Annotated in this window: 24 protein-coding genes and 1 pseudogene; 10 read left to right on the top strand and 15 right to left on the bottom strand. The window is 31.5% G+C overall.

Going from position 1 to position 25,869, the window contains the following annotated elements; all coding sequences use genetic code 11:
• Window positions 1-80: 80 nt before the first annotated feature.
• Entirely contained in the window at window positions 81-1,094 is a 1,014-nt protein-coding gene (locus ACJBCC_RS00005) for a type IX secretion system membrane protein PorP/SprF (protein ID WP_407556062.1), read from the top strand.
• A gap of 55 nt (window positions 1,095-1,149) precedes the next feature.
• Here ACJBCC_RS00005 and ACJBCC_RS00010 read toward each other — a convergent pair whose 3' ends face one another.
• From ACJBCC_RS00010 to ACJBCC_RS00020, 3 genes are read right to left on the bottom strand one after another with little or no spacing between them, the layout of a single operon-like run.
• On the bottom strand, window positions 1,150-2,319 hold the full coding sequence (locus ACJBCC_RS00010) for a vWA domain-containing protein (protein ID WP_407556063.1): 1,170 nt from the start codon (window positions 2,317-2,319) through the stop codon (window positions 1,150-1,152).
• A gap of 6 nt (window positions 2,320-2,325) precedes the next feature.
• Window positions 2,326-2,835 carry a rhodanese-like domain-containing protein gene (locus tag ACJBCC_RS00015; protein ID WP_407556064.1) on the bottom strand — a complete coding sequence of 170 codons (510 nt, stop codon included), beginning with the start codon at window positions 2,833-2,835 and terminating at the stop codon, window positions 2,326-2,328.
• A complete protein-coding gene (locus ACJBCC_RS00020) occupies window positions 2,835-3,866 on the bottom strand; it encodes an SIMPL domain-containing protein (RefSeq protein ID WP_407556065.1) in 1,032 nt (343 codons plus the stop codon). The genes ACJBCC_RS00015 and ACJBCC_RS00020 overlap by 1 nt, the downstream gene beginning before the upstream one ends.
• 214 nt (window positions 3,867-4,080) lie before the next feature.
• Here ACJBCC_RS00020 and ACJBCC_RS00025 point away from each other — a divergent pair, with 214 nt between their 5' ends.
• Together ACJBCC_RS00025 and ACJBCC_RS00030 are read left to right on the top strand one after the other, a co-directional pair.
• Window positions 4,081-6,252, top strand: coding sequence for a histidine kinase (locus tag ACJBCC_RS00025; RefSeq protein ID WP_299098791.1), 2,172 nt, complete (start codon window positions 4,081-4,083; stop codon window positions 6,250-6,252).
• A gap of 2 nt (window positions 6,253-6,254) precedes the next feature.
• The gene (locus ACJBCC_RS00030; RefSeq protein WP_299098793.1) at window positions 6,255-6,989 is read left to right on the top strand and encodes a LytTR family DNA-binding domain-containing protein; all 735 of its coding nucleotides are present in this window, start codon (window positions 6,255-6,257) and stop codon (window positions 6,987-6,989) included.
• A gap of 26 nt (window positions 6,990-7,015) precedes the next feature.
• Here ACJBCC_RS00030 and ACJBCC_RS00035 read toward each other — a convergent pair whose 3' ends face one another.
• Entirely contained in the window at window positions 7,016-7,807 is a 792-nt protein-coding gene (locus ACJBCC_RS00035) for a DUF2797 domain-containing protein (RefSeq protein ID WP_299098795.1), read from the bottom strand.
• Window positions 7,808-7,938: 131 nt separating this feature from the next.
• Between ACJBCC_RS00035 and ACJBCC_RS00040 the strand changes: the two genes are divergently transcribed.
• A complete protein-coding gene (locus ACJBCC_RS00040) occupies window positions 7,939-9,456 on the top strand; it encodes a GH3 auxin-responsive promoter family protein (RefSeq protein ID WP_299098797.1) in 1,518 nt (505 codons plus the stop codon).
• Between the two features lie 146 nt (window positions 9,457-9,602).
• Window positions 9,603-10,823, top strand: coding sequence for a carboxypeptidase-like regulatory domain-containing protein (locus ACJBCC_RS00045; protein WP_299098799.1), 1,221 nt, complete (start codon window positions 9,603-9,605; stop codon window positions 10,821-10,823).
• Between the two features lie 235 nt (window positions 10,824-11,058).
• On the opposite strand, the gene clpX is transcribed toward ACJBCC_RS00045, so the two are convergent.
• From clpX to ACJBCC_RS00100, 11 genes and pseudogenes are all read right to left on the bottom strand, one after another.
• Window positions 11,059-12,288 (bottom strand): ATP-dependent Clp protease ATP-binding subunit ClpX, encoded by a 1,230-nt coding sequence (clpX, locus tag ACJBCC_RS00050; protein ID WP_299098801.1) that lies wholly within the window; start codon window positions 12,286-12,288, stop codon window positions 11,059-11,061.
• Between the two features lie 111 nt (window positions 12,289-12,399).
• Window positions 12,400-13,074, bottom strand: coding sequence for a ClpP family protease (locus tag ACJBCC_RS00055; RefSeq protein ID WP_173282063.1), 675 nt, complete (start codon window positions 13,072-13,074; stop codon window positions 12,400-12,402).
• A 156-nt stretch (window positions 13,075-13,230) separates the two neighbouring features.
• Entirely contained in the window at window positions 13,231-14,553 is a 1,323-nt protein-coding gene (gene tig / locus ACJBCC_RS00060; protein WP_299098803.1) for a trigger factor, read from the bottom strand.
• A gap of 80 nt (window positions 14,554-14,633) precedes the next feature.
• Entirely contained in the window at window positions 14,634-14,981 is a 348-nt protein-coding gene (locus tag ACJBCC_RS00065; RefSeq protein ID WP_407556066.1) for a phage holin family protein, read from the bottom strand.
• Between the two features lie 7 nt (window positions 14,982-14,988).
• Complete coding sequence (locus tag ACJBCC_RS00070; RefSeq protein WP_407556067.1) at window positions 14,989-15,453, bottom strand: hypothetical protein; 465 nt, start codon at window positions 15,451-15,453, stop codon at window positions 14,989-14,991.
• A gap of 90 nt (window positions 15,454-15,543) precedes the next feature.
• Window positions 15,544-15,660, bottom strand: a pseudogene (locus tag ACJBCC_RS00075) (hypothetical protein); the annotation flags it as partial.
• A 3-nt stretch (window positions 15,661-15,663) separates the two neighbouring features.
• Entirely contained in the window at window positions 15,664-16,077 is a 414-nt protein-coding gene (locus ACJBCC_RS00080) for a toxin-antitoxin system YwqK family antitoxin (protein WP_407556068.1), read from the bottom strand.
• A 25-nt stretch (window positions 16,078-16,102) separates the two neighbouring features.
• The gene (locus ACJBCC_RS00085; protein ID WP_407556069.1) at window positions 16,103-17,197 is read right to left on the bottom strand and encodes an energy transducer TonB; all 1,095 of its coding nucleotides are present in this window, start codon (window positions 17,195-17,197) and stop codon (window positions 16,103-16,105) included.
• Between the two features lie 25 nt (window positions 17,198-17,222).
• On the bottom strand, window positions 17,223-18,314 hold the full coding sequence (locus tag ACJBCC_RS00090) for a toxin-antitoxin system YwqK family antitoxin (protein WP_407556070.1): 1,092 nt from the start codon (window positions 18,312-18,314) through the stop codon (window positions 17,223-17,225).
• A 24-nt stretch (window positions 18,315-18,338) separates the two neighbouring features.
• Window positions 18,339-19,100, bottom strand: a complete 762-nt coding sequence (locus tag ACJBCC_RS00095) for an alpha/beta fold hydrolase (protein WP_407556071.1) — start codon at window positions 19,098-19,100, stop codon at window positions 18,339-18,341.
• A 130-nt stretch (window positions 19,101-19,230) separates the two neighbouring features.
• Window positions 19,231-19,944, bottom strand: a complete 714-nt coding sequence (locus ACJBCC_RS00100; RefSeq protein WP_407556072.1) for a pyridoxine 5'-phosphate synthase — start codon at window positions 19,942-19,944, stop codon at window positions 19,231-19,233.
• Between the two features lie 90 nt (window positions 19,945-20,034).
• On the opposite strand from ACJBCC_RS00100, the gene ACJBCC_RS00105 reads away from it, so the two are divergent.
• From ACJBCC_RS00105 to bamA, 5 genes are all read left to right on the top strand, one after another.
• Window positions 20,035-20,691 carry a CBS domain-containing protein gene (locus ACJBCC_RS00105; RefSeq protein WP_299098817.1) on the top strand — a complete coding sequence of 219 codons (657 nt, stop codon included), beginning with the start codon at window positions 20,035-20,037 and terminating at the stop codon, window positions 20,689-20,691.
• 80 nt (window positions 20,692-20,771) lie between these two features.
• Window positions 20,772-21,650, top strand: a complete 879-nt coding sequence (locus tag ACJBCC_RS00110; protein ID WP_299098819.1) for an NAD kinase — start codon at window positions 20,772-20,774, stop codon at window positions 21,648-21,650.
• Between the two features lie 112 nt (window positions 21,651-21,762).
• Window positions 21,763-22,452, top strand: a complete 690-nt coding sequence (locus ACJBCC_RS00115; protein ID WP_299098821.1) for a DUF6089 family protein — start codon at window positions 21,763-21,765, stop codon at window positions 22,450-22,452.
• Window position 22,453: 1 nt separating this feature from the next.
• Window positions 22,454-23,194 carry an isoprenyl transferase gene (locus ACJBCC_RS00120; RefSeq protein ID WP_299098824.1) on the top strand — a complete coding sequence of 247 codons (741 nt, stop codon included), beginning with the start codon at window positions 22,454-22,456 and terminating at the stop codon, window positions 23,192-23,194.
• Window positions 23,166-25,775 (top strand): outer membrane protein assembly factor BamA, encoded by a 2,610-nt coding sequence (gene bamA, locus ACJBCC_RS00125; protein ID WP_407556073.1) that lies wholly within the window; start codon window positions 23,166-23,168, stop codon window positions 25,773-25,775. Before ACJBCC_RS00120 ends, bamA begins: the two co-directional genes overlap by 29 nt.
• Window positions 25,776-25,869: the final 94 nt, after the last annotated feature.

Below are 25,869 nucleotides of genomic sequence, written 5' to 3' on the forward strand. Positions count from 1 at the left end.
CACAGTAGAGTATGACGAGCCAGGTACTGATATCCGTAAAGAATTTAAAGCCCATTTTACCTTGAAACGATAAAGAAAATATGAAATTAAAAAAGTATTGTTTAGTAGCCTTAATATCCTTAGTAGCAAATTTTGGATTTGCTCAAGAAGGAATCCCTATCTATTCAGATTATTTAACAGATAATTATTATTTAATTCACCCATCTATGGCTGGTGTGGCCAACTGTGCCAAAATTAGGTTAACGGCAAGGCAACAATGGTTTGGTGTAGATGATGCGCCTAGCCTTCAAACGTTAAGTATAAACAGCCGATTAGGAGATTCTCCTGTCGCTCTTGGTGGTGTTCTTTTTAATGATGAAAATGGATATCATTCTACGGTAGGTGGATATGCGACTTTTGCTTATCACTTAATGTTCTCAAGAAATGAAATTGATTTAAATATGTTATCATTTGGTCTTAGTGCTGGATTTTTACAGTATAATTTAGATCAAACTAGTTGGTTAGCACCTGGTGAATTTGATCCTATTGTAGATCCTTCACAACAAAGCGCTACTAATTTTAATATAGATTTTGGTTTCTCTTACCACTTTGTAGACTTCTATGCACACTTTACTGCTAAGAATATTTTAGAAAACGATGGTGTTAACGTAAATGAAAACGGTCAATTTGAATTTAAAAATCTAAGAACATACTTATTATCTTCTGGTTATACATTTAGTAAATTTGGTAGTGAATGGAGCTATGAGCCTTCAATTATGTATATGTACAGAGATGCTACTGAAGAATCTTCTATAGACATTAATGCTAAAGTTTATAAAGAAATGGATTTTGGTAAAGTTTGGGGAGGATTATCTTATAGACGTAGTTTAGATGGTGCAGAATTTTTTGATGGTACTGGCGTTAGTAGTCAAAAATTACAATATATAACACCATTCTTAGGTGTTGATTATAATAACTTTGTTTTTGCATACACATATTCTTATCAAGCAAATACTGTGAATTTTAATACAGGTGGATTTCATCAGTTTACTTTAGGATTCAACTTTAATTGTAGACGAGAGAAGTACGAATGTAATTGTCCTGCAATTAACTAATAATATTAAAAAAGGCTCAATGAAAATTGAGCCTTTTTCTTTTTCTATAATTATATTATTCCCATTTATAGTTTTTCTTTTCTGCTTGAGTTTTTAATGCTTCAAGCATTGCATTTTCTAAATTGTTTGTAGAAGTTGTTTTTTGTTTAGCGACATAATTTCTTCGTTTTACGTTTAGTGCTTCTATTTCATCTTGCAATTCCTCTCTAGCTTTAGCTTTCTTTTCAACATAAGATTTAATTTCAAGTTTAGTTTTTCCTTTTAACTCTTCTGGTAATTGTTTTTCATCTAAATCATCATAAGAAAAGTCTTCTTCTTTTTCAGCATCAACTAAATCCCAAGAACTATTTTTATACAAACGAGAGCTTTTGCTAACCGTTCTGCTAACGGCATTAGCTTTATTATAGCTCATAGCATTAGAATCTTGTTCTGCTTGCATTTCCATTTTTTTACGGCCATTACTACCATACGCTATATATGTTTTATTCAGTTTTTTATTCAGCTCTAAAATTTTATCGTCATAAGGAGATGCAATATGCACTGTTGCTTCGTTATGATTAATAGCCATATAATTTCCGTGCGTTAAATCTGCGCCATCTTTCCAAGATGCTGTAATACCTTGGTTATAATCGCCACAAAAAATTGTGTTAACGGTAACATCGTTGTTATGTGCTAGTTTTGATGCTTCTTTATAACTTACACTACCTTGGGAGTAAGGTTCATTTCCTGCTATAAAAATGAGTTTTAAATCCTCCTTATTATCTCCCCATTTTAGTTGGTTTAATGCCGTTTTAATTACTTTACCACAGAATTCATTGCCTCCATTTGTGGTTAGGGAAAATAATGATTTTGAAATTTCATCTAAGTCATCACTGAATGCAATAACTTGTCTTAAATAACCTTCATCAGCATTAAGATTGTCATTACCATATTCGTATAGTGCAATTTTTAAATTTGGACTTTCATCTTCACATTTGGCGTAAGATAATTCATTAACAATTTTCCATAATTGGGCTTTAGCTTGGTCTATTAATCCATCCATGCTGTTACTTGTATCTAACAAGAGTGCTACTTTAATTTCTGGATTATCTTTTTTTGTTTTGGTCTCAATTACTGTTTCCGCAATTAATTCATCAGTAAGATTTGTCTTTTTATTGTTGGCATTGCAAGCCATTAAAGTTGATAGGCTTAATGCGACTATTAAAGGTTTAAGATGTGTTTTCATAATTTTTTATTTTTTTTCATTAGTAATTAATGGGATTATAGTTTCGTCCTCCTTTAAGTACCCTTTTAATTCAAATATGTTTTTGTATTCATAGCCATAGAGGTTAATAAATGTTGGGATGTTTAAGGCTAAACGAACATTTTTATCTAATAAAGAAGTCTTTTTACTTTCAAAATTATTGTTACAGTATATAAGAATTCGGATTGTTTTATCAGGAATTATGGCTTCTAGTTTATCTTTTGTAAAATCTGAAAAATTGATATGAATTGCACCTTGTATATGGATTTCATCAAAAGCACTCTTAGATCTAGTATCTAGGATTATAGTCTTAGGTTCTTGTCTATAAATATTAAAAGTGGCTTCATTTATTAACCTTTTTTTACGATAAGATTTAAGGCTATCACTTAATTCTACAAAGCCGTTGTAGTTGATTTTTTCAACACCATTTTGAGCAAAGGCAGTATTGCCAAGCATTGAAAGAATAATTAGTGATGTTATAATTTTAATAGTTTTCATTATTGCTTAGTATTTAGTTCCTTAACATCAATAGTTCCATTAGGAGAAATAACATAATACTTGTGGTCTATTTTTGTTTTTACAATGGGTTGCGGTTTTTGCTCCACGGGTTTAGGTGTGAAAACCAATTTAATATTCATGCCTATTTGCACAACAGGTTCTAAAATCGAAGGATTAATAACCACATCATAGTTTTCGTAAGTGAGTGGTTGATAATAGTAGGACGCTTGTTTCTTTACAGTTGTAACGCCTTTATTTTTGTTTAAAGCTTCAACAGAAGTACTATTGTATGCTTGGTAACTTTGGTAAAAATCTTTTGGAAAATAACAGTATTTATCATCTGCTATAGCAACATCATATTTAGACATATCAAAACCTAAAGCCTTATAGTAGACTTTTTTATCATCTATCAGTTTTAATAATTCGTCTTGTAGGTTTTTATAGACTTCTTGTATGTTTTCAATATAATAATCAACCTTAACTAAATTATAAACTTCACTTTGTGCACAAGCGTCTAAAATGGATTCAAATTGATTGGTTTTTGTAAATTGAATGTGAATATTTTGCTGTAGTTCAAATCCCTTAGGAACTTCAGTATACGTTTTGCTGAATAATTTTTTTGTAACCTCAACCTCGTAAATTGGAATAAAAGAAATAACATCAATAGCAATATCCTTTTGAGAAATACCTTTAGAGTTTAGTCTGTATTTAATACTATCAATGCGCTCTTTCATTAATTGACTTGTCTTCTCTGCAGTTGGACCCATTTGATATAAATTAAATATTGCAGTGTATGTCGTTGCACTTGCGTTTTGTAGCGCTTTTACGTCAACCGTTAGTATATTACTTGGGTAAAGTGCTTTGTTAATTTGTTGTTGAACAGTTGGATTGTAGATTTGAGCATTACCAGATGTTAAAATATTCTGTCTGGAAATATCTTGTGTTATTTCATTATAATTTCCGCGATGTTGAGCAGAGAGTTGAATACTAAATGCTAACATAATAATTAAGGTAAATTTGATTGTTTTCATGCTATTTCTGTTTTTTGATTTATAGCGTAAAACTCTGTCTAAAAAACAACTAGTAAAAACCACAATGAGTAAAGTGTGCATTTAGATGAGTGAAACTGTCTACTCTTTTAGTAGAAGTGTCTTTTTTGAAGTTTAAATAGACCCATCTCTAAGTTTACCATTTTTTGGAACCAAATAAAGTGCGTAAGTTTAGTCCAAGAAATAAAATATTAAAGTGAAACTTTTTAAATCATATTGTTTAGTAGTGTTGTTTTCTATTGTAGGAAGTTTGTCTTTTGCGCAACAAAATGAGGTAGGCGATAGAGATACTAAAGCAGTTTTCTATACGATTAGAGGCTCTGTATATGAAAAAGATTCTCGTAAGCCTTATGAAAACGTTGAGATCATTGTAAATGGCGGACGCTATACAAGAACCTTGAGTGATGGCACGTTTACAGTAAGAGCACAAGTAGGTGATGAACTCATTATCAGTCATGATGATTTTGAAACCAAATATCATACCATTACATCTAATGAGCGCATTACAATTGTTGTTATTGACGCCAAGCAGAATGGCAGAAGTAATAATATAACGAGTGATAAAAACCGATTCAATGAAATGATAGATTCTGCAGATGCATACCTTAAAAAAGATGCAGGTAAGAGTTTAAAATTTATTGGAAACGCACTAGATGTAAATATTAACACAGCACAAAGTGCACAAGCTCAAGAACTATTAGGCGATGTTTATATGTATTGGAAACAGTATGATTTGGCAATTTCCGCTTATAAAATTAGCATTCAAAATGCTGAAACAACTTCAGCTCAACTCAAATTAGCAAGGGCGTATCTCAGTAATGAGGAATTCGATACAAGTCTTACAACTTTTCAGAACATAAAAAAGTCTAGTTTGTCTAATTATCAAAAAACGGTTTGGTATGAAGGTATAGGTGATACGTATCTTAAACTTAAAGACTACAAAAAAGCAATTGTGTCATATGAAGATGGATTAGAGGTTGCAAACAAACATTTAATAGCACCTAAGGTTACAGATTTAAATTCTAAAATAGCACAAGTTTACAGTGAACAAGGGCAGACAACTAAAGCTAAAATGTTCTTTAATAATTCGTTGAATTTAGCGAAAAATGAAAATAAAAAACGAGCAGTAGAGGAGCAAGTAAAAGTAGCTGAGTTCAACAGTGATAATGCTGATTATGATGATGAAATTATCCTGAGAAAACAAGCAATAGAAGGTATAAAGGATATTGAAAGAGATTCTGTAATTGCTAATGAAAGTGCCATTACAACTCAAAAGCAAAACTATAAAATAGGTAATGCTTACTATTTACAGAATGATATGGAAAGTGCTATTCCGTATTACGAAAAAAGTAGAGAAGAAGCAGAAGAAAGAGAGGATTTAGATGTAAAAATGGATGCTACAAGAAAATTGTCTGAAGCTCATTTAAGATCAGGAAACACAGAAGAAGCTATTGCATATACTGAAGAATATAATAATGTTGTTGATGAACAATATGCTAAAAAATTACAAGAAATTACACAAGCTGCACGTTTTAGTAGAAACATCGCAGAACAGCAAAGTAGAATAACATCTTTAGAAAGTGATAGAGCATTATCTAAAAGTAAATACGATTTAACTCAAGAAAAAAACAAAAGTCAGCAACTTATAATTTACAGTTTAATAGGTGGATTAATTTTACTATTAATAACAGGTTACTTGATGTTTAAATACATAAAGCAACAACGATTGGCGAATAATTTATTAGCTTTAAAATCGTTGCGTAGCCAAATGAATCCGCACTTTATATTTAATGCATTAAACTCGGTTAATACTTTTATCGCAACCAATGATGAGCGAACAGCCAATAAATATTTATCTGATTTTTCACTATTAATGCGAGCTGTTTTAGAGAACAGTGAAGAGGATTTTATCCCATTGAAAAAAGAAATTGAGTTATTAAATTTATATACAAAACTTGAACATTTCAGGTTTCAAGATAAGTTTGAATATGCTATAGTTGTAGATGAAAATGTTGATGTAGACGAATTTCAGATTCCACCAATGTTACTGCAACCCTATATTGAAAATGCGGTTTGGCATGGCTTACGTTATAAAACCGAAAAAGGACAACTGCATATACATATTGCGCCAAAATCTAAAGATGAGATAACAATAACAATATCTGATGATGGTATAGGACGTGACCGATCTAAAGCTTTAAAAACAGATCACCAGAAAAAGCAAAACTCTAAAGGAATGAACAACATTAAAAAACGTGTTGCCATTTTAAATGAAATGTATAAGGATAAAGTAGATGTAGCCATTAGCGATTTTCAAGAATTGGAAGATGCAGGTACAGAGGTTGTTGTAACCTTAAAAAAGGATTAAATATGAAATTAAACGCCATAATTGTAGAAGACGAAGAAAATAGTAGACTAATTTTAAGGAATTATCTAACTAAATATTGTCCAAATATTTCAATTCAAGGTGAGGCTTCAAATATTGAAGAAGCGCTTATTTTAATTAGAAATAACGATTTAGATGTCGTGTTTTTAGATGTAGAAATGCCTTATGGTAATGCGTTTGATTTGCTTGATAAAGTTGGTGATATAGATTTTGAAACCATATTTGTAACAGCCTACAATCATTATGCAATTGATGCATTAAATGCGCATGCCTCTTATTACTTAATGAAACCAATTTCTATAGATGAGTTAATAAAAGCTGTAGACTACGTTACCGAAATAAAAACCAAAGAAGACGCTTTACAAGATCAAGTCCTTGTGCCAAAAACCAATGCTGTAAACGGTAAAATTACGCTGCCTCAGCAAGATGGTTTTGAGGTTATAGAGACATCCGATATTATGTATTGTAAAGCTGATGATAATTACACAGAATTATATTTAAGCAACAACAAAAAGAAACTCGTAAGCAAAACTTTAAAATATATAGAAGAAAGTTTATCCGAAGGAAATTTTGCCAGAGTCCATAAGAGCTATTTGGTTAATGTCAATGAGATCGTAAAATACGTCAAAGGAAAAGGAGGTAGCGTGATTTTAAGTAATGGAAAAGAAATTATGGTATCTGCTTCTAAAAAATCTGATTTGTTGTCTTACTTTAAATAGTAACTTTTTGCTATTTACCTTAAAATTTAAATACCTAACTCTACTACTAAGCCTTCATTTGCTCTCACGTTAAAAACAGTATTATCTTCAAAAATTAAATATTGACCTTTAATTCCTACTAGTTTTCCTGAGTAATTGGGCGTTTTACTAAGATTAAGGCTTTTAGGTTTTTCAGGATATTGGTCTACTGGGAAATTGATGTGTGTTTCAGTATTATTTTCAATCACATATTCTTGCGCTTCTTCTGGTACATATTGTTTTAACTTATGTGACCAATCTAATAAATTTTCATCTTCAATATCATTCTTCAGCATTTTTCGCCAGTTGGTTTTGTCTGCAACATGTGCTTTGAGCGCAACTTCAGTAATACCTGCTAAATATCGGTTGGGTACTTCTACAATTTCCACAGCTTCGTGTGCACCTTGATCTATCCATCGTGTTGGGACTTGACTTTTTCTTGTAACGCCCACTTTTACGTTGCTAGAGTTTGCCAAATAAACAATATGTGGTTGTAGTTGTACCTTTTTTTCGTAGTCTAAATCTCTATCTTCTTTTCCTAAATGTGCAGTACTTAATTCTGGTCGCATTATCCAATCACCAGCAAAAGGTTTATCAAAAAAACAAGTTCTACAAAAGCCTTGTCTGTAAATAGGTCTATCTAATCCACAGCTTAAACATTGGTGTCCAACTAGTTTCATGTTAATAGATTTATTTAGCAATTGATTCATGTGTATAAAATCATTTTCAAAGACTAAATAATACTGAATAGGTTCTAAAAATTCAGTTTGCATTTTTGTGAGGACTCCTGTGTAAACCATAAAAGAAATTTAGTATTTTTATCAAATTACATCTTTAGAATATCTGTAAAGAATGTATAAAACAACAAGATTTATATTTACCTTAACTAATAATATACCAATCTCGCCTGGCGAGTAAAGATAGCTATTCTATGCCAATTCCAATTGTAAACTCTATAGCTTCATGGTTTTTAAAAAAGCGATTTCATCAGATTGAATTGTTTATTAAATACCCAAATGAAGTACAGAACGAATTGCTTTTCAGCTTATTAAAAGTTGCAAAGGATACAGAAATAGGTAGAAAATATAATTTTGAATCTATAAAGTCATACCGAGAATTTAATCAAAGAATTCCTATTGTTAATTACGAAGAATTTCAACCGTTAATTGAACGCTCAAGAAACGGCGAACAAAATATCTTTTGGCCAAGTGCCATAAAATGGTTTGCTAAATCTAGCGGAACAACTAACGCTAAAAGTAAATTTATTCCGGTTAGTGCCGAGTCTCTAGAAGATTGTCACTATGCAGCGAGTAAAGATTTACTTTGTATGTATCTCAATAATAATGAAGATGCACAACTCTTTACAGGTAAGAGTTTACGATTAGGTGGTAGTAAAGAATTGTATAAAGAAAACGGAACAGCTTTTGGCGATTTAAGTGCTATACTTATTGATAATATGCCATTTTGGGCAGAATTTAGTAGTACACCAAGCAATAGAGTGTCTTTAATGAGTGATTGGGAAACTAAAATGCAAGCCATCGTTGAAGAAACTATTGAAGAAAACGTTACTAGTCTCGCAGGTGTACCATCATGGATGTTAGTATTATTAAATAATGTATTAGAAAAAACAAATAAGGATAGCTTATTTGATATTTGGCCAAACCTAGAAGTTTACTTTCATGGAGGCGTTAGTTTTAATCCTTATGTTGAGCAATACAAAGCAATATTGCCATCTCATAAGTTTAGATATTATGAAATTTACAATGCTTCAGAAGGCTTTTTTGCCATACAAGATCAAAACAATTCTAGTGATTTATTGTTAATGTTAGATTATGGTATTTTCTATGAGTTTATACCAATGGATAATTACCGAACTCCAAACCAAACAGTAATACCTCTAAGTGAAGTGCAACTTAACGTTAATTATGCTGTTTTAATAACAACAAATGCAGGTTTGTGGCGATACAAAATAGGTGATACCATTCGTTTTGTTAGTTTAAGTCCTCATCGTATAAAAGTAACAGGTAGAACAAAACATCATATCAATGCTTTTGGCGAAGAATTAATTATTGAAAACGCAGAAAGTGCTTTTAAAAATGTGTGCCTACAAACGGCTGCAGAAATTGTAGATTATACAGCGGCTCCCATTTTTATGGAAGGCAAAGAAAAAGGTTCTCATGAGTGGATTATAGAGTTTAAAACACCTCCAAAAGATATGTCTAATTTTGAAGCGTTGTTTGACCAAGAACTAAAATCCCTAAACTCTGATTATGAAGCCAAGCGGCTAAATAATATGACGTTAAATAAACCAAAAATTCATAGTGCCAGACCCAATTTATTTTACGATTGGTTAAGGGATAATGATAAGCTTGGTGGCCAACATAAAGTACCACGTTTATCTAATTCTAGAGCTTATTTAGAAGAATTACTACAACTCAACAACCAATAATGTAGGTTTTTTTTGACCGAAAAATTGACAATCTGTACAGTTTTGTCGTCAAAATTGGGAGATTTACCCAAAAAAATGTGAAAATTAGATAGTTTTTGTATGCATAAACGTATATTGAAATTGAATTAATCCATTATCCCTACATTATGAAATTTACAATTCATGTGCTCTGCGCACTACTGTTTTGTACATACACCTCGTATGACAAAACCGACCCAGTAAAATCAACAAAAGTTGATGCTCTCAATAAAAGCGGTTATGCTTTTAACGTAAAAGTTTCTCAAATAAATTCTAATTACTCCGAAATTGCAAGTGCTATGTTTAGAAATAAACTAGTCATTGTCTCTTCTAAAAAAATAGGAGGTTTAGGGTCTGGTGTAGATCCTAAAACTAAGGAACCATACACAGATTTATTTTGTTTAGATGTTGAAGAAAATGGCAGCTTTTCTCAGCCCTTTTTATTTAGTAGAATTTTAAATACAAAAGGAAACGAAGGTAAGGTTGCATTTTCTCCAGACGAACACACTGTTTATTACACGCGTAGTGAACGAGATAATGTTCTAAATTATAAACTTTATAAAGCAGAATTAAAGAAAAATTCACAAGGAAAGTGGATAAACGAAACAGAACTTGCTATCAGTAGTGATGATTATTCTGTAGAAAACCCACATGTTTCTGCAGATGGTAAATTTTTATTCTTTTCGTCTAATATGAAAGACGGTTTTGGTGGTTTTGATATCTATATGGCCAGAATTAACAAAGATGGTAGTATAGGAAGCCACGTTAATTTAGGCGGTAAGATTAACACTGAAAGTGATGAGAAATACCCTTATACAACAGATGATAATAAGGAATTATATTTTTCTTCAGAAGGTCACAATAGTATTGGTGGTTATGATATTTTTATTTCTAATCGTAAGCAAATAGCATATAGTAAGCCTAGAAATTTAGGAAGAGCAATTAATTCTAACAAGGATGATATTGCGTTTATGATTATTAATGGTGATACAGGTGTGTTTTCTTCTAATAAAGGGAAGTCAACTAATGCTTATAACATGTATCATTTTAAATCAGAAATGATTTATAAAGATTTGCAAGGTGTAGTTACAACCCAAGATAATAAGATTTTACCTAATGCAACCATTGTATTGTTAAATGACGAAGGCGAAGAGGTAGAACGACAAACAACGAGTGTAGATGCGTCGTACAGTTTTAAGTTAAAGCCTTATGATGATTATGAAATTGTTATTAAAAAAGAAGGTTTTGAAGCTTACACCAAAAAATTAGCGCCTAATACGTTTCCGGAGAAATCTGTTGTAAAAATGGAACCAAAAGTAGAGGTAAGTTATAATACCGTAAAACATTAACGGTTTGTCTGAAAAATATACAGTTAAATACCATAGAGCGTAAATTATTTAGCATTTAACCATTAAATGACAACAAATGGTTAAACTCTATTGAAGGCTTATATATTTGATAAAAATTAATGTGCTATTAACATAACAACAAATATTGCTAGCAATATTATTAATTAATCCTAACCAAAAAAACCACAATTTCAATATTAGAAATTGTGGTTTTTTATATAGTATTTTAATTGAGTTAAGACACGGCCTTAAGTTTTTTTAAAGTCGATTTATTTAATCGGTCTTCTGCATAGGCTTTAGTTATCGTCAACTTAGTTTCTCCAGATCCTGGCAATTCAAACATAGCTTCGGTAAGGATTTCTTCGCAAAGCGATCTTAATCCTCTAGCACCTAACTTATATTCTATGGCCTTCTCTACAATATACTCTAATGCACCATTAGTGAGTGTTAATGCAACCTCATCCATAGCAAACAATTTTTTGTATTGTTTTACAATAGCATTTTTAGGTTCTGTTAAAATAGCTCTTAACGTTTTAGCATCTAAAGGATCCATGTGTGTTAACACAGGTAAACGACCAATAATTTCAGGTATTAAACCAAAATCTTTTAAATCCTTAGGAATTATATATTGTAAAATATTGTCCTTGTCTACACTTTCTTTATTTATAGAGCTATAACCAATGGCTTGCATGTTTAAACGTTTAGTTATAACGCGTTCTATACCATCAAATGCGCCACCAGCAATAAATAAGATGTTTTCAGTATCGACTTCTATAAATTTTTGATCAGGATGCTTACGTCCACCTTTAGGTGGAACATTAACTACAGTGCCTTCTAAAAGTTTTAATAACGCTTGTTGCACACCTTCACCAGATACATCTCTAGTAATTGAAGGGTTATCACTTTTACGAGCAATCTTATCTATTTCATCAATAAAAACAATACCGCGTTGTGCTTTTTCTAGATTGTAATCTGCAGCTTGTAATAAACGCGTCAAAATACTTTCTACGTCTTCACCAACATAACCAGCTTCTGTTAATACAGTTGCATCTACAATGGCCAAAGGTACATTTAGCATTTTTGCAATGGTTTTGGCCATTAAGGTTTTACCTGTACCTGTCTGCCCAACCATAATGATATTACTTTTTTGTATTTCAATATCATCTTCTGTAGGTGCTTGCAATAAACGCTTGTAGTGATTATAAACCGCTACAGACATGACACGTTTGGTGTACTCTTGTCCTATAATATACTCGTCTAAGAAACTTTTTATTTCTTTAGGCTTTCTAAGCATTAACTCAGCGCTCAAATCTGAATTACCAGATTGTTTAGATTCCTCTATAACAATACCATGAGCTTGCTCTATACAACGATCACAAATATGCGCATCTAAACCAGCTATTAATAAACTAGTTTCTGGCTTTTTCCTTCCACAAAATGAACATTCTAATTCTTCCTTTGCCATAATTTTAAATTGGTGTCATTCTCATTAATGTGTCGCTTATTAAAAAGCGTTGCATTAACATGACTGTAAATAGTTTTGTAACTAGACATATTTAGTCGAAAGTAAATGGAATTACTTTCTTGTTAATACTTCATCAATCATTCCGTATTCTAAAGCTTCTTGTGAGCGCATCCAGTAATCTCTATCAGAATCTTTTTCTACTTGTTCAATAGACTTACCAGAATGTTTTGCAATCACTGCATATAATTCTTCTTTAACTCTTATCGTTTCTTTTAAGGCAATTTGCATATCGCTTAACTGACCTTGAGTTCCGCTACTTACTTGGTGAATCATTACACGAGAGTGCGTTAATGCAGAACGTTTACCTTCTGCGCCAGCACATAATAAAACAGCTGCCATTGAAGCTGCAATACCTGTACAAATTGTAGCAACATCTGGTTTTACAAACTGCATAGTATCATAAATACCTAAACCAGCATATACTGATCCTCCTGGAGAGTTAATGTAAATTTGAATATCCTTTGTGGCATCTGTACTTTGTAAGAATAATAATTGTGCTTGTATAATATTAGCCACTTGGTCATTAACACCTGTACCTAAAAATATAATACGATCCATCATTAAACGAGAAAACACATCAAAAACGGCAATATTCATTTGTCGTTCTTCAATAATATTTGGCGTCATGTTAGAAGGATACATGCTTTCTATTATTTTACTGTAATAGTTGCTATTAATACCTTGATCCTTTATTGCAAATTTTTCAAATTCTTTTCCGAAATCCATATAAATTTTAATTCTTTTAATTAATGAGTTTTATCTAATAAAACTGAAAATTACGCTAATTAGTATGTAAGTTTTTGATGTAAAACTAATTCCATAAAAAAAGCGTAAAACCAATCAGTTCTACGCTTTAAAGATACTAATTATTTTAAAGACTGCTTAACTATAAAATTCTTTTACGAAATCATCATAAGTGATTTCTTTAGTTTTTATATTAGCTTCTGTCTTATATAAGTTTAATAATTTTTGACTAACCAATTGCTCAGACATACGCTTTACTTCATCTTGGTTACCTAAAATACGTGCTGCAATGTCTTCTAATTCTTTTTCTGAAGGATTCATTTGACCAAATTGTGCCATTTGACCTTTAATCATGTCCATAGAATACGACTTTAATTCTTCAAACTGTACTTGAAGATTGTGTTCTGCAATTAGCTTACCTTCAATAAGTTGGTAACGCATGCTTTTTTCAGACTTTTCGTATTCTTCTTTTGCTTGCTCTTCAGTCATTTCTTCTTCACCAGCAGTTTGCATCCATTTTTGTAAGAAACTAGATGGTAAATCGAATTTTGTATTTTCAATTAAGCTCTCTGTAACATCGTTTAATAATTTCTGATCACCTTGTTGTGCAAATTGCTTTTCAGAATCTTCTTTTATTTTGTCTTTTACTTCTGTAACAGACGTTACTTTACCTTCACCAAATAACTTATCAAATAACTCTTGATCTAAATCTGCTAATTCACGTTCGTTAATTTCAGTAACGGTAAAGTTAACTTCAATTTCTAATCCGTGAGCATCATCGTGAGGTACTTTTAACGCATTCATTAAGTCGTGATCGTCATTAAATAAACCTTTAGTTTTTAATGTTATTACGTCACCAACTTTTGCTCCGATAAACTTCTTAGGATTTGTTTTTCCTTTTAATTTATCTAAAGTAATCATTGTAGAATTCTCGATTTCTTTTTCCTCGTTAGTAAATGTACCCGTAATTTCAGAGTCTTTTGTTACTTCGGTTTGAGAAACGATTTTTCCGTATTGTTTTTGGATGTTTTCAATTTGATCGTCGATCATTTTGTCATCTGCAACAATATTATAATGTGTTATTGCTTTTTTACTTTTTAGGTTGACATCAAATTCTGGAGCTAAACCTAATTCAAATTCAAATGAAAATGCTTCAGCATCCCAATCTAAATCGTCTTGAGCTTTTGGTAAAGGATTACCTAAAACGTCTAGTTTTTCTTCAACTAAATACTTACCAAGTGCATCTTGTAGTAATTTGTTTACTTCATCTACTAATACAGCTTTACCATATTGCTTTTTTACCATTCCCATTGGTACGTGACCTTTTCTAAAACCAGGAATGTTTGCAGACTTACGGTAATCTACTAATATTTTTTCTACTTTATCGCTATAATCTTCCTTTGCGATATCAACTTTTACAACTGCATTTAATGCATCGATGTTTTCTCTTGTAATGTTCATTTTTATTGAAACTAAAATTGGGCTGCAAAAATACAATATTTTTTGCAACCCAACAACAGTTTTAAGCGTTTGTATATCAGCTACTTTTTATCGTCTTTTAAAAAGGATTGTAGCAGCCATTGCAAGATAGACAGTAGGATGCTAAATAAAATTGCGGTTCCGAAATTGGCAATGCTAAATCCGTCGATTAATTTGTCTGCGACTAATATTATTATTGCGTTAATTACGATTAGAAAAAGTCCTAATGTAATTATAGTAATGGGTAAGGTTAAAATGACTAAAATAGGCTTTACCAATAAATTTAAAATAGATAATACAATGGCTACAATTAGTGCGCCAACATAACCATCTACCGCTACACCAGTTAAAACATGTGCTAAAACAAACACAGCCAGGGCGTTTAATAAAAGTCTTAAAATTAGATTCATAATTTTTTTAATTTATGACAAAAACAATTGGTATTGAAAACGGCATTTTTACGGCCTTACCAAATTGCATTGCTGGTTTAAATTTTGGCAACTCTCGCATTACTCTTTCTGTTTCAATTCTAAGAACATGATGAGGTGCTTTTATGCTTACAATACTTACATAACCGTAAATATCTACTTCAAATTTAACTAAAATTATTTGTTCACCAGATAAACCAATATTGTTTGCTAAGTTAATATCAAAGTTATCTAGAATTATTTTGTTAACCTTTTCATTGGTGCATTTTTTAAGTGCCTTATTACTTTTGAAAGACTCGCAACCTGGATAAATTGCAACATTCTCTACGATACCTTCTGGTATTTTGGTGCTTTTTAAATTAGAGGCATTATCTAAATTGGTAGAACCATAATAGTATTTAATTTTCTCAGTTTTTTTGCCATTAGAATCATATCTTATCCAGGTATTATGCAATCGATTTTTATTGTAATTACCTTTCCATTCTAAAATTTCATTGGGTAAATAGCGGTATTCTTCGCCTTCAAGCTTATCATTTTTATTTTCGCCTTTTAATTTGAGGTCTCCATTTTCGTAAAAATGCTTGTACAGGCCATTGCGCTCGTTATCTTTATAATTTACCAGCCATTCTATTGTTCCATTCTCATAATAGCGTTTCCATTCACCTCAAAGCCCATTATTGTCATAATTAGCTTCAATTTCTAATGTTCCATTTTCGCGATAGGTTTTAAAATAGCCTCCTTTTAATTGTTGCTTATATTGTAAATTTCCGCTCTTGTAGTAGCCGAACCAAATATGTTCTCCGTTAATTTCTTCCGTTTTACTTCGTAATATTCCATCGTCGTAAAAAGAACGATATTCCACATTGAGTTTTCCTTTCTGATAACTGTACAATCTTGAAACTTGACCGTTTTCATAATAACTTTTCCAATCGCCATCGCGTTTTCCATTTTTATACTGTCCTTTAACCTTAATCGTATCTGAATCATAAAATATTTCAAATGGACCATCAGGAGGGTTTTGAGCAATTGAAAATTGAACGCTTAATAAGAAAACAATTAGTGTAAAAAGGTATTTCATATTGAAGATGGTTAACGACATTATATTATCTACTAACTTGAAATACAATAGGAATAGAGAAAGGCATTATAACAGGTTTGTCTCTTTGAAATCCAGGAGACATTTTTGGCAACAATTTAATAACTCTTATCGCTTCTTCTGCCAAACCAGGATGAGGAGCTTTCGCTTTTGCCTCTATAACATTTCCGGTTTTGTCTATTTTAAAATTTAGGACAATTCTCTGTCTTCCTATTAAATTTAATTTTGTTGCTAATTCAGTGTTGAAGTTTTTACCAATTAGTTGGTTTACGTTTTTATTCATACACCCTTTTCTAGTTTTATTGGTTAACATGTCTTCACAACCAGGATAAACAGGAACACGTTCAATAACGCCATCCTCAACTTTAGATGGGCTTAAAATCCCATTAAATTCAGCTTTGCTTGCAATTCCATCTTTAAATTTAATTTTTTCAACTTTCTTGCCTTTCGCATTATATTTAATCCAAGTATTAGCTAGTCTGCCATCTGCATAACTGCCTTCCCATTCAAGTATATTACCTTCTAAATATCTTTTTTCTTTGCCATGGAGTTTTTCTTTGGCCATAGAACCTTCTAATTTAAGATCTCCATTTTCATAGTAATTTTTATAAGAACCATGTCTATAACCATCTTTGTATGTTACGACCCATTCTAACTGGCCGCTTTCATAATATTTTTTCCATTCGCCAACTAAATCAAATTTTAAATAAGTGGCAACGATTTCTTTAGCACCACTTTCGTAAAAACTTTTAAAATAGCCGGTTTCAAATTGCCTTTTATAATCTAAATTTCCACTTTTAAAATATCTAAAATTGACATAGACACCATCTTCTAATTCGATTTTGTGGCTTAGAACACCATTTTCGTAATATGACATTTCTTCTTTATCAAATTTGCCATTCGTGTAGCTATAAATTCTTGAAACCTGTCCGTTTTTATGATACTGTTTCCATTTACCTACGCGTTTTTTGTTTTTGTATTGGCCTTCTTTTTTAAGTTCACCAGAATCGTAGAATTCTTTGTATGGACCATCTGGTTGTATTTGTGCTATTGTGAACTGAAACGTAAATAAGAAAACAGTTAATGTAATAAGGTATTTCATATTGAATATTATTGATGAAATTAGGTTATCTCGTAACTTGAAAAACTATAGGTATTGAAAATGGAAAATTTTTAAGTTTTCCATCTTGCATAGCAGGAACAACCTTAGGAAGCATTTTTATAACTCGATAAGCTTCTAATTTCAAAGAAGGAGTTGGTCCAGCTACATCTATGACTTCAATTTCTCCTTTTTTATTTGCTTTAAACTTGATGAAAATCCGTTTTTTTCCTGGAAGTAAACCCTTTGCTAGATTCGTATTAAAGTTTTTTAATATAAATGCACTAACGTTGTTGTTCATGCAGGTTTTTCTTTTTCTGTTTGTTAAAGCCTTTTCGCATCCTGGATAAATAGGAATACGTTGAGTAACTCCATCAGGTACTTTAGTAGGAGTTATTATTTTCCTAAATTCTTTATTTGAAGATAATCCATTTTTAAATTTTATTTTTTCAGGTTTAGAACCTTCAGCGTTAAACTTCGTCCACGTGCCATGCAATTGGCCTTTTTGATAAGTCCCAGTCCATTCTAATTCTCTGTTTTTTAAAAACCTTTTTTCCTGTCCATTTACTTTGTCTTTAGAAATGTTACCTTCAAGCTTTATATCTCCATTTTCGTAGTATTGCTTGTACATCCCATGTCTATAACCATCTTTATAAGTTACAATCCATGCTATTTGTCCATTTTCATAAAATTGTTTCCATTCACCAGAAAGTTCAGAATTACTGTAGGTAGATTCTACAAGTAGTTTTCCGTTTTTTAAAAATTTTTTGAAATAACCATTGCCAAGTTCATTAATTGTTTTCAATTCACCGCTTTTGTAAAAACTTCTATTAATATAAGTGTCATCTTCTTTTTCTGTTTTACTTTTAAGAGATCCATCTTCATAATAGGATATAAAGTCTTTGTTTTGTTTTCCATCTTTATAACTGTATATACTTTTAACTTGACCGTTTTTATAATAGCTCTTCCATGTTGAAGCACGTTTGTTAGATAAATATTGACCTTCAAGTAGTAATTCGCCAGAATCATAATATTTTTTATACGGACCATCTGGTTGTATTTGTGCTATTGTGAACTGAAACGTAAATAAGCACAAAACAACTAAAACTATATACTTCATATGGATTAATTAAGTTTTATAAAGTTAAACGAAATTTATGACAGCGTCATAAAATTCTTGAGGGTTTTCAGCATGCAACCAATGGCCAGCTTTGCTGATGGTTATAATTTTAGAATTGGGAAAATGACGATGAATAATAGTTTCGTCTGCTTTTGGTATATATTCTGAACGATCACCTCGTAAAAATAAAGTGTCCTTATTAAAACTGGCATGTATTGGTAAGGCTTCACCAACTTCAGAAACATTTTCTTTTAAAACTTCTAAATTAATTCGAAGACCTAGCTGTCCTTTCTCAACCCAATATAAGTTTTTTAGCAAAAACATACGTGTGCCAACGTCTTGTATATAATCACTTAGAGCTTTATCTGCTTCTCCTCTAGATTTAATTTGCGTAAAATCTAAACTACTTAATCCTTCTAAAATTGCATCGTGATGTACAGGGTAATAGCGTGGCGAAATATCAGCCACCAATAGTTTACTTACTAATTCTGGGTATTTTGAAGCAAACAGCATAGCTGTTTTTCCACCCATAGAGTGCCCTAATAATATGATGTCGTTTAAATTATGAGATTCACAGTAATTTTTTAAATCTTCAGCTAATAGATCATAATCAAAATCGTTTGAATGAAAACTGCGACCGTGATTACGTTGATCTACGAGGTGTATTTCAAAATTAGATTCAGAAAATTGTCTTGCCAAGGTTTTCCAATTATCTCCCATGCCTAAAAATCCATGTAGAATAATAAATGGTTTGCCTTCTCCTATAATGTTTGAGTGTAGTTTCATGTTTTTTAATTTTTACACAAAAGTGCAATGACAATGCGTGTTAAACGAGAATGTGTTTTTGTAAAGTTGTATTTAAATAATTGAAATTTCTCATTTTTAACCTGAGATACTTCAACTTTACAATATACTTTTATTTGAGCTTTTCTAAATACATGCCAATTACATTCTCAATGCCTAAATATAAGCTTTCAGCAATAAGAGCGTGCCCAATTGAAACCTCTAACAATCCATTAATATGTTCTTTAAAAAACTGAATATTTTCTAAGGATAAATCATGTCCTGCATTAATACCAAGTTGTAACGAATTTGCTAATCCTGCACACTCAGAATAAGGCTTAATCGCTTCTTTATTACCTAGGCTATATTGATGAGCAAACGCTTCAGTATAAAATTCAATTCTATCGGTTCCTGTTGCTTTTGCACCTTCAATCTGGTGTAAATCTGGATCTACAAATATGGATGTTCTAATACCATTATCTTTAAATTCTTTAATTACTTCAACTAAAAAATCTTTGTGCTTTATGGTGTCCCAACCAGCATTAGATGTTATAGCATCAATAGAATCTGGTACTAAAGTAACTTGCGTGGGTTTTATTTTTAGAACCATGTCTACAAACTTAGGAATAGGATTGCCTTCAATATTGTATTCTGTGTAAACTTCTGGTTTTAAATCATAAGCATCTTGATAGCGAATATGTCTTTCGTCTGGTCTTGGGTGAATAGTGACACCTTCCGCACCAAAACGCTGAACGTCTTTTGCAAACTGAACCACATTTGGTACGTCACCACCACGACTATTTCTGAGAGTTGCAATCTTATTTATGTTTACACTTAATTTGGTCATAATTAAATTTTTTGATTAACAAAAATACAAACAAGTGCATGCTTTTTGTGGGTTTTTTTGATTAATTTGCACCTAAATTTATTTTGCATAATGGAGCTTCAAAATTTTGTAATCAATGATATTAAACCGTTAAGTGTAACTGATAAAATTGGCGATCTACAAACGTTATTTAATCAATTGACATATTCACATATTCCTGTAATGAAGGATAATGTCTATATGGGTTGTATTTCTGAAACTGATACGCATTGTTTTGAGAACAATATTACCATTAGTGACTGTGCCTATGCTATTGAAGGTTTTTTTGTGAGACCTACCACAAATTGGTTAGATGTATTAGAAGCATTTGCACAAAATGACTCTAATATTTTGCCAATTCTAGACCAGAATAATAAATATCTTGGCTATTATGAGCTAAATGATATTATACATTTGTTTAATGAAACGCCATTTTTTTCTGAACCTGGTGGAATTTTAATTGTTGAGAAAGGAATTAACGATTATTCGTTTAGTGAAATTAGCCAAATTGTAGAGTCTAATGATGCTAAGCTTTTGGGTGCTTTTATTTCTAAAATGGATGGCGATTTAGTGAAGGTAACTTTAAAAATAAGTAATGCAAGTGTTAATGAAGTGATTCAAACCTTTAGACGTTACAGTTATAACATTGTTTCTGGTCATGAAGATGATTCTTATATTGAAAGTTTAAAAGAACGTTCACAATATCTCGATAAATACCTTAATATGTAATGATGAATTAAACTGTTTTAGATTTTTTTTGAATAAAAATAAAAGCACCGTTTAAGACTATTATAGAATAACAATTATACATGAAAGTAGCAATATACGGTCAAAATTACGTTAAGGAAACTACACAAAAGGCTGTAGAGCAATTACTTGATGTCTTATTAGATAAAAAGGCTGATGTTTTTTTTGAACGCGAATTTTTAACGACTCAGAGTTCTGAAATCCAAAATAGTTCAAAAGTGCAAATATTTGATGCGCTTGATACATCGTATGATCTATTAATTAGTGTTGGAGGTGATGGTACCATTTTAAGAGCTGTAACCTATGTTAGAGATTTAGGAATACCAATTGTAGGTATTAACACAGGGCGTTTAGGGTTTTTAGCAACTATACAAACCGAAGATATTGAGTCTGCATTAACTGAGATTTTTAAAGGCGAATACAAAATATCGGAGCGTTCATTGTTAAGTGTATCCACCGAGCCAGAACATGAGGATATACTTAAAACAAATTTTGCTCTTAATGAAATAGCTATTAGTAGAAAAAATACAACCTCTATGATTACTGTAGATACACATCTTAATGATTTGTATTTAACGTCTTATTGGGCAGACGGTCTTATTTTGTCTACACCAACTGGGTCAACAGGTTATTCTTTAAGTTGTGGTGGGCCAGTGATAACGCCAGATGCTAAGAGTTTTGCTTTAACACCTATAGCGCCTCATAATTTGAGTGCTCGTCCGCTTATAATACCAGATAATACAACAGTAAAGTTAAAAGTCAATGGACGAGAAGATCAGTTTCTCATGTCTCTTGATTCTAGAATTGTAACCTTATCTAATACAACCACTGTAACGATAGAGAAAGCAAATTTTGTTGTAAAAATGGTGGAATTATTAGATGAAACCTTTCTAGAGACGCTTCGAAAAAAATTACTTTGGGGAGAAGACCGACGCAACTAAATAATTAGGAATAACAATAAATACCTTAAAAATCAGTTAATCTGTAATACATTTTGTGTCAAATTGTTTCACAAAATTCTTAATTGTTATATTTGCAAACTTTGAAAAATTTATGAGGTATTTTTTTCTATTTTTATTTAGTGCTTTTATGGTTAACACAATTGATGCTCAAATCTATGAGGTTGGTGTGTTTGTTGGTGGTAGTAATTTTATTGGAGATGTAGGCTCGAGTAAATACATTTCTCCAAATCAGCCAGCTTTTGGAGCTTTATTTAAGTGGAATAGAAGTCCTAGGCATTCATTTAGAGCTTCCGTTACGTTTACAGATTTAAACGGTATTGATGGAAAATCTGACGATCCTAGAAGAATAGAAAGAGGTTATGAATTTAATTCTAATATTTTAGAAGTATCAGCAGGTATGGAATTTACGTTTTTTGATTTTGATCTTCATACAAGCGGAATGAAAGGAACACCATATTTATATACAGGTATATCAGTTGCCAATCATGATAATTTTTATTTTTCGCCAGCAGGCGAGATTGTTTCAGAAGATACAGATAGTTGGGCATTTGGGATTCCTATGGCCATTGGTTATAAAACCAATATTACCAATCAATTAATTTTGGCAGCAGAAATTGGTGCTCGTTATACGTTCTCAGATGAGTTAGATGGTAGTATGCCAGACTCAGAATATAGAGAGCAGTTTAGTTTTGGAAACATCAATAATAATGATTGGTATATGTTTACAGGATTTACACTAACTTACACCTTTGGTAGACGACCTTGTTATTGCAATTTTTAAAATGAGTATTAAAGAACAAATAAATAAAGATAAGCTTCCTAAACACATTGCTGTTATTATGGATGGTAATGGACGTTGGGCAAAGCAGCAAGGGCTAATAAGAGCAATTGGTCATGAGAATGGTACAAAATCTGTAAGAGAAACTGTAGAAGCCAGTGCAGAATTAGGGATAAAAAACCTCACACTTTATGCGTTTTCTACAGAGAACTGGAATAGGCCAAAATTAGAAGTTCAGACATTAATGAAACTTTTGGTTAAATCTTTAAAGAAAGAGATTAAAACCTTACAAGATAATGGTATAAAACTATCAGCCATTGGATCGCTAAAAGATTTACCTAGAAAAGCGCATAACGAACTATTAGATGTAATAGAAAAGACAAAAAATAATGATAATATGACATTAACCTTAGCGTTAAGCTATGGTTCTCGTGAAGAAATTGTTAATGTTATCAAAGAATTGTCAGTTAAAGTTAAAAATAATATAATTTCTTCTGAAAGTATTGATGAATCAATTATAAATAAGCATCTTTACACGCAAAATTTACCAGACGTAGACTTACTTATTCGCACAAGTGGAGAACAACGTATTAGTAATTTTTTGCTTTGGCAGATAGCCTATGCAGAATTATATTTTACAGATATTTTATGGCCAGATTTTAAAAAAGAAAATCTTTATGAGGCAATCGTAAATTATCAAAACAGAGAACGAAGATTTGGAAAAACAAGCGAACAACTTACCTAATAATTCAGTTTTGAATTCATTCATAAAACTTTTTTGTACTGTATTACTGTTTACAATTTCATTTGCAAGTAATGCTCAAGTAAAAGCAGGAGAAACCTATTTAATTAAAGAAATTACGGTTACAGGAAACACTAACTTTAGTGCACAAACCATAATAGCCTATTCTAAATTAAGAAAGGACGAAGAAATACAAGTTGGTGGAGAAAAAATCGCCAATGCTGTAAAAACATTATGGAAATCTAATTTATTTAGTAGTATTGATATCTATGTGACTAACATTGATGGAAGCACTGCAGATTTAGAAATTCAATTAATTGACTTGCCAGAACTTAAAGAACTTACTATAGAAGGTGTTAAGAAAAGTAAGAAAGATGAAATAATTTCGGAAAATAAATTAAAGCCTGGTGTAAAAGTTACAGAAAACTTAATCGCTACTACTAAAAACTATCTTACCAATAAATATAGAAAAAAAGGGTTCTTAAATACTAAAGTTAGTATTAAGACCACCCAAGTTATTGATTCTGTTGAGAAAGAGCGTGTTAATATGACTTTGGATATTAACCAAGGCGAGAAAGTAAAAATTAAGGCTATTACTTTTGATGGTAATGAAAAAATAGCGGATAAAAAGCTTCGTAAAGCAATGAAAAACACGAAGCAAAAAAGTCTAAGTCCGTTGAGAATCTTAAAACGCTCTAAATATATTGAAGACGATTTTAAAACAGACCTAGTTAGCTTAGTTGATTATTATAAAGAGAATGGATACAGAGATGCGAGAGTGATTTCAGATTCTATTACTTATATAGACGATAAAACGATAAACCTTAATATAAAAGTAGAAGAAGGTGAGAAATATACGTTTGGTAAAATAACTTTTGTAGGTAATACAGTATATTCTGACAGACAACTAGCACTATTATTAGGTATTAAAGAAGGCGATACATATAATGGAGTAGAATTGAGAGAACGTATTGCAGATGATACCAATCCAGATGCTCAAGATATTACCAACTTATATCAAAATAACGGTTACATGTTCTCTACAATTAATCCAGTAGAAGTAAGTGCAGAAGGTAATGTTATTGATATGGAAATTAGAATTTCTGAAGGTAAGCCAGCTTATTTTAACAACGTGACAATTGTTGGAAATGATGTTACTAATGATCATGTTATTTATAGAGAAATAAGAACACGTCCAGGAGAGTTATATAGAAAGTCTGATATAATTAGAACAATTAGAGAATTAGGACAATTAGGATTTTTTGACGCTCAGCAAATTACGCCAAATATCAAAAACCCTAATCCTGTAGATGGTACATTAGATGTAGAATATTCTGTTGTAGAACAAGGATCTAGTCAAATTCAACTGCAAGGTGGATATGGTGGAGGAGGTTTCATCGGTACTTTAGGTTTGTCATTCAATAATTTCTCAATTAAAAACCTTTTTAATAAAGAAGCGTACGTACCAGTTCCTAGAGGTGATGGCCAAAGTTTAGCATTAAGACTTCAAGCTAGTCAGTATTTTCAAACATATAGTTTTTCATTTAGTGAGCCTTGGCTTGGTGGTAAAAAGCCATACCAGATGTCAACGTCGCTTTCGCATTCTAAACAGTTTTTGTATGATTCATCTACAGGAACAGCAAATAAGAGTAGAAGTTTTAATATTACAGGTATAACCTTTGGATTGTCTACTAGACTTTCTAAACCAGATGATTACTTTTTATTATCACAGGCATTAAGTTATCAACATTATAATCTAAATAACTACACAACCAGCTTATTTACATTTGGTGACGGGACGTCTAATAACCTTTCTTATACTATTGGCTTAAGTAGAAGTGACCTTAGAATTGATCCAATTTTCCCAACAGGAGGTTCAAGTTTCAATATTTCTGCTAAATTTTCATTCCCATACTCTTTAGTAAACGGTGTAGATTACGGAGCCTTAAGCGAAGATAGAGCAGATGAGGTAGAAAATTTAAATAACTCAACCGTTGGAAGTACAGCTTATAACGATGCTAATACTAGAATTGGAGAGATAGATCAAGAACGTTTTAAGTGGTTAGAATTTTATAAAATTAAATTTAAGGCAGATTGGTACCAATCTTTAACAAAAAAGTTTGTATTAAAGCCTAGTGTAGAATTCGGGTTTCTTGGAGCATATAACAATGATAGAGGTGTAATTCCTTTTGAACGTTTCTTCGTTGGTGGTGATGGATTAGCAAACTATTCCTTAGATGGAAGAGAAGTGATTCAGTTACGTGGTTATCCTAATCAATCATTATCAGATACTGATGGTGGTTCTATATATAGCAAATTCTCTTTAGAATTGCGTTATCCTATTACTTTAGCCTCTCAAGCTAAAATATATGCGTTAACATTTTTAGAAGCAGGTAGTTCTGTGAATACATTCAAGGATTTTGATCCGTTTAACCTACAGAGATCAGCCGGTTTTGGGCTTAGAATCTTTATGCCAGCCTTTGGTTTATTAGGGATAGACTTTGGTCATGCATTTGATGCAGCTCCATATGGTGCTTCAGTGAAAAGATGGGAAACTCACTTTATAATTGGTCAACAATTTTAAGTTTGGCACGATATTTTCTAATAGCTTATTAAGAAATCATCATGGTGTTAAAATTTTTAAGAATTTATTTCGTTAAATTTGAACATTAGTAACA

The organism is Winogradskyella sp. 4-2091 (assembly GCF_045765065.1).
In the GTDB taxonomy this organism is placed as follows: domain Bacteria; phylum Bacteroidota; class Bacteroidia; order Flavobacteriales; family Flavobacteriaceae; genus Winogradskyella.